Origin of the sequence: Sulfuricurvum sp. (assembly GCF_023250475.1) — a bacterium.
Taxonomy (GTDB): domain Bacteria; phylum Campylobacterota; class Campylobacteria; order Campylobacterales; family Sulfurimonadaceae; genus Sulfuricurvum.
The window spans coordinates 1-6,096 of record NZ_JAHFAQ010000128.1 but is presented as its reverse complement, the minus strand read 5'-3'; the positions used below and the strand labels follow the sequence as shown (position 1 = coordinate 6,096).

Below are 6,096 nucleotides of genomic sequence, written 5' to 3'. Positions count from 1 at the left end.
GTCATATCGCTCCGCTTCGACAAATGCTTTGAGCGTTGCAGTATCATTTGCCCCCATAGCGACTTTTGCGACATACACGTTTTCATAGGCAATGGCCATCGCGGCAAGGTCTTTGGGGAGTCCCGCTTTCCCGCCTGCGGCGAATTTTGCCACCGCCCCCGTCATCGTTGCTTTAGACTGCTGCCCTCCGGTATTGGAATAAACCTGCGTATCGAGGACGAGGATATTGACATTTTTACCGCTGGCAAGGACGTGATCGAGCCCGCCGTAACCGATATCGTACGCCCAACCGTCCCCCCCCATAATCCAGACCGATTTTTTGACGAGATAATCGGCAAGCTCGAGAAGCGTTTTGGTATCGCTGTTTTCCAACTTTTCAAGAGATTTTTTTAATAGTTCTATCCGTTGGCGTTGCGCGTTGATCTGTGACTCTTCATGTTGATCGGCAGTGAGAATTTCTTCGACGAGTGCCGCATCCAAATGCGGTTTCAATGTTTCCAGCAACCCGCGTGCCCGATCACGCTGCGCATCGATCGAGAGACGAAACCCCAAACCGAATTCGGCATTGTCTTCAAAGAGCGAATTCGACCATGCGGGACCGCGCCCCTCGTCATTCTTTTTCCACGGTGTTGTAGGGAGATTTCCCCCGTAAATAGAGCTGCACCCCGTCGCGTTGGCGATCACCGTCCGATCCCCGAAAAGCTGAGAAACCAGTTTGACGTACGGTGTTTCCCCGCACCCAGGACATGCCCCGCTAAACTCAAACAGCGGTTCTAAAAACTGTGACTCTTTGAGGTTGCCGTGATCGAGCTTCTCTCGATCCATTTTAGGGAGTGAGAGGAAAAAATCCCACTGTGCGATCCCCACTTCTCGCAAAGGAAGCTGCGGCAGCATGTTGATCGCTTTGAGAGAAGTTTGGGATTTGTTTTTAGCGGGACATACCTCTACGCACAGAGCACACCCCGTGCAGTCTTCAACAGCGACTGAAATGTTAAATACCTCATTTTCACCGAAGGTTTTCCCTTTCGCCCCTTTTGCGACAAACCCTTCGGGAGCATTGGATAGGAAAGAGGTATCAAATACAGATGAGCGGATCACTGAATGCGGACAGGCCGAAATACATTTATTACACTGAATACAGGTATCGGCGTCCCACACTGGGACTTCTTGTGCGATATTGCGTTTCTCATACTGCGTCGTCCCCGTCGGCCAGGTACCATCATCCGGAATTTGTGACACCCTAAGATCGTCCCCTTTAAACGCGGTGATTTTTCCGATAATCTCTTCGACAAAACGGCTCATGTTACCTTTGAGTGTAGGTTGCAGTTCAAGGGGTGAATCGATACGTAAAGGAACTTCGATTTCATAAAGATTTTCCAAGGTTGCATCGACGGCGGTATAGTTCATTTGAACAATCACATCCCCTTTGGAGCCGTAGGTCTTTTGGATGGAGCCTTTGATTTTCGCTATCGCTTCCTCTTTAGCAAGAATACCGCTGATGGCAAAAAAGCACGTCTGCATCACCGTGTTGATTCTCCGTCCCATATTCGATGCATGAGCGACTTTATAGGCATCGATCGCATAAAATTTGAGCTTCTTTCTGATAATACGCTCCTGCGTAACCCTAGGAAGTCGCTGCCATACCTCTTCTTTGGGATAGGGGGAGTTGAGCAGAAATATCCCCTCTTCTTTGGCAATCTCCAAAAGATCGAGTTTTTCCAAAAATACCGCCTGATGTACCGCTACAAAATCGGCCTTTTGAATCAGGTAACTGGATTTGATAGGCTTGGTTCCAAATCGCAGATGCGACGTCGTCATCGATCCCGATTTTTTCGAGTCGTAGACAAAATACCCCTGCGCGAAATGCTCCGTTTCGGTTCCGATAATCTTGATGGTATTTTTGTTCGCCCCCACCGTTCCATCCGACCCGAGCCCGTAAAATACGGCTTGAAACTGATCGGGATTTTTAAGGATCAAATCGTGGTCAAATTCAAGCGACGTGAACGTAACGTCATCGTCGATACCGATCGTAAAATGATTTTTGGGGGACGGTTTTGAAAGTTCCTCAAAAATTGAAAATATCATCGAAGGGGTAAACTCCTTAGAAGAGAGGCCGTACCGCCCCCCGATGATGCGCGGCATTGCAAACGGAAGTATTTCTTTTCTCTCAAACAGCACCGTCAGAATATCGTGATAGAGCGGTTCGCCGAGACTTCCGGGCTCTTTGGTACGATCAAGCACCCCAATCGATTGTACCGATAGTGGGAGAGCATTGATAAACGCCTCTGCTGCAAACGGAAGCGCTAAACGTACTTTAATGAGACCTACTTTCTCCCCTTGAGAGACAAGATAGTTCACACTCTCCTCTACCGCTTCGGCACCCGAACCCATCAAAACAATAACCCGCTCCGCGTCTACTGCTCCGACGTAATCAAATAAATGATAGACCCTTGCCGTCAAAGCGGCAAAGCGATCCATCTCCCCTTGGAGTATTTCGGGCAATGCCTGATAGTAGCGATTGACACTTTCACGCCCTTGAAAGTAAACATCAGGATTCTGGGCCGTTCCCCGAAGAACAGGATGATCGGGGCTTAGCCCCCTGCGACGGTGAGCGGCAACCAAATCCGAATCGATCATTATTTTGAGCACCTCATCGTCGAGTTTTTCAATCCGGCTTACTTCATGCGACGTTCGAAAGCCGTCGAAAAAATGGAGAAACGGGATACGGGAACGAAGCGTTGCCGCTTGGGAGATAAGGGCAAAGTCATGCGCTTCTTGAACGGAGTTTGAAGCCAACAGGGCAAACCCTGTCTGTCGGATCCCCATAACGTCTTGATGGTCGCCGAAAATGGAAAGCCCCTGCGCCGCTAATGAACGAGCGGCGACATGAAACACGGTCGAGGTAAGTTCTCCTGCGATCTTATACATATTCGGAATCATCAGCAATAACCCCTGAGAAGCCGTAAACGTCGTGGTGAGCGAACCGGCTTGCAACGCCCCGTGTACCGTTCCGCTGGCGCCCCCTTCGCTTTGCATCTCATACACAATAGGAACGGTTCCGAATATATTCTTTTGCCCTTTAGAGCTGTAGAGATCGCTAAACTCACCCATCGGAGATGAGGGGGTGATAGGGTAGATAGCAATTACTTCATTGATTTTGTGGGCGACTAGGGCGACGGCTTCGTTTCCATCCACGGTAATTGTGGTAGATTTACTCATAATAAAACTCCCTTTTGCATAAGATCGATTTATACTTCGTACCATTATATAATGAAAAGATTACAATGTATAAATCTAAAATAAACATGTAAGGTTTTTTTATACTTAACATTTTAAAGGTATTTTATCCGAAGTGAAAATAGGGAAGTTGATTTTATTTCGCAATTTATAGAATCTTTTTTGAAACACTTTACTACAATAACGCAATTACAGGAGAAACTATGCACCCATTTGCCGATTTTAAACTTGATGTAGAAACCTTTATCTCTGATCTTAACATCTTGATCGAGATCAACCACAAAACGATAAGCACCCTATTAGCGCTCCCCGAGAAAACCTACGCCAATTTTGTCCGACCTTTTGACCTGATGGAAGAAGAGCTAGAACTTCTTTTTACCCCTCTTTCTCATATCAATGCCGTTAAAAATTCTGAAATATCCCAAAAAGTATATGCGGATACGTTACCGATCCTAACCGATTATTCAACCTTCATCGGTCAAAATCTTGACATCTACGAAGCGTTTAAAGCCGTCAAAGCGAATGAATACGATCATCTGAATCTTGAGCAGCGCCGAATACTGGATCTCAATATTCTACATTTCGAGCTGGCGGGAGCGCACCTAGACGAGTCGTCAAAACAGCGTTTGGCGGAAATAAACTTGCGTAAAAGCGTCCTCACCAACGACTTTTCCCAAAATGTCCTCAATGCTACCAACGCCTATGAAAAAATCATCACCGACGAAGCCGATATCAAGGGAATCCCCGAAAGCGATCTGGAGAATGCCCGATTTGAAGAAGAGGGGGCCACAAAATACCGATTTACGCTCCAGATGCCCTCCTATATCGCCTATATGACATATGGTTCCAACCGCACTGTCCGCGAAGAGCTTTATCGCGCCTACACGACACGCGCACCGCAAAACGGAGCCATTATCGATGAATTGATGGCTCTGCGGCAGGAGAGTGCTAAACTTTTGGGGTTTGAAAATTACGCCGAATATTCCCTCGCTTCCAAAATGGCACCGAATACGGCAAGCGTTTTGAAATTTCTTTACGAGCTCGTCGAAGCTTCACGTGTTCAGGGAATGCGCGAACTCGATGAATTGCGTTCCGTTGCTCCGAGTATTGATCTGCAAAGCTACGATACCGCCTACTACGGCGAAATCCTCAAAAAAGCCCAATACGACATTGACGAAGAGGAGTATCGTCCCTACTTCGAACAGCACAGCGTGATGGAGGGGATGTTTACCTTTTTAAACGAACTCTTCGGTCTCCGTTTTGTCCGCCAAGAGATCGAACTCTGGGATGAAAAAGCAGCCGTGTATGATATCTATGAAGATGAAAACCTCACCGCTCGGGTCTATTTCGATCTCGAAGCCCGTAAAGACAAACGAGGCGGCGCATGGATGCACAATTTCCAAACCCATTGCGAAGATACCCAGGGGTGCACCCACCTCTCCAGTGCATTCGTCGTCTGCAACTTTCCCCCTTCGTCCCAAACGTCCCCGTCTCTTCTACGGCATGACGATGTCGTCACCCTTTTTCATGAGATGGGGCATACGTTGCACCATCTTTTGAGCCGTGTCAAAGAGCATGGGGTAAGCGGCGTCAACGGCGTCGAATGGGATGCGGTTGAATTTCCGTCACAGTTTTTGGAGAACTTTGCCTACGAGCCGAAAGTGCTGAAGCTCTTTGCTAAACATTACGAGAGCGGTGAAGTTCTCGATGATGAGATGATTGCCAAGCTGATCCGCGCCAAAAACTTTCAAAGCGCCATGTTTATGCTCCGTCAGCTTGAGTTTTCCCTTTTTGATTTCGAGCTTCACTCTAAACTCTATCAGGGAGAGGAGATTCAAAATCTTTTGGACCGTGTCCGTGCCAAAACCTCACTCATTAAGCCCCCTGCCTATAATAAGTTTCAAAACGGGTTCAGCCACATCTTCAGCGGCGGCTACAGTGCGGGTTATTACAGCTATAAATGGGCGGAAGTGCTGAGCGCCGATGCCTATTACGCCATCGTGGATGAGGGAATTTTCGGATCCGACCTCGCCCGTCAATACAAAGAGATCGTATTAGCCAAAGGGGGATCGCAAAGTATGCAGGAGTTGTTTGTCGAAATGATGGGAAGAGAGTGCGAATCTAAAAATCTTCTCCGCTTGAATGGAATTGAATAGATGCGCTTTCTGTCACTGTTAGCGCTAATGATATCGCTTTTAGGAGGGGTCGAGGTGAAAATTGCAACCTATAACGTCGAGAATCTGTTTGACATGAACAATGACGGAACCGAGTATGAAGAGTATATCCCTAACGGCGACTGGGGATGGACGAACGAGATGTATCGGACGAAACTGCACAATACCGCCGTCGTTATCCGAGGAATCGGAGCCGATATTATCGGTCTTCAGGAGGTCGAATCCGAAAGCGCCCTCAAAGATCTCAAAGCCGAACTAAACCGTCAAGGGCTCTATTACCCCTATTACGCTTTTGCCAAAACAAGAAATTCTGCGGTTAACTCAGCAATCCTCAGCCGTTACCCCATCCAAAGCGCCCTCAAGCACCCCATCAACTACAGCGGTAACTACCGAGATATCCTCGAAGCCAAAATCATCATTGACGGAAAAGTTTTGCGGGTTTTTGTTAATCACTGGAAATCCAAAAGCGGACCCGAAAGCGAACGGATCAGCTGCGCAAAACGGCTCCTTTTGCGGCTCAAAGAGCTCCCGGAGAATGAACCCTTTATCCTTTTAGGGGATTTCAATTCCCATTATGAAGAATACAAAACGTTTATTAAAAGCCGCAAGCTCAACAACACTGACGGGATCACGGGGATCAACCATATCTTAAAAACCGTTGATGAGGATGAGAACCCGATCACCT

At 47.5% G+C, this 6,096-nt stretch carries 3 protein-coding genes; 2 read left to right on the top strand and 1 reads right to left on the bottom strand.

Annotation, left to right across the window (positions count from 1 at the left end):
- The coding region (gene nifJ / locus Q0C19_RS10390; RefSeq protein WP_295055740.1) for a pyruvate:ferredoxin (flavodoxin) oxidoreductase at positions 1-3,219 on the bottom strand (3,219 nt) is incomplete at its 3' end.
- A 221-nt stretch (positions 3,220-3,440) separates the two neighbouring features.
- On the opposite strand from nifJ, the gene Q0C19_RS10385 reads away from it, so the two are divergent.
- Both Q0C19_RS10385 and Q0C19_RS10380 read left to right on the top strand, forming a co-directional pair.
- Positions 3,441-5,393, top strand: coding sequence for a M3 family metallopeptidase (locus Q0C19_RS10385; protein WP_295055738.1), 1,953 nt, complete (start codon positions 3,441-3,443; stop codon positions 5,391-5,393).
- A gap of 54 nt (positions 5,394-5,447) precedes the next feature.
- The coding region (locus Q0C19_RS10380; RefSeq protein ID WP_295055736.1) for an endonuclease/exonuclease/phosphatase family protein at positions 5,448-6,096 on the top strand (649 nt) is incomplete at its 3' end.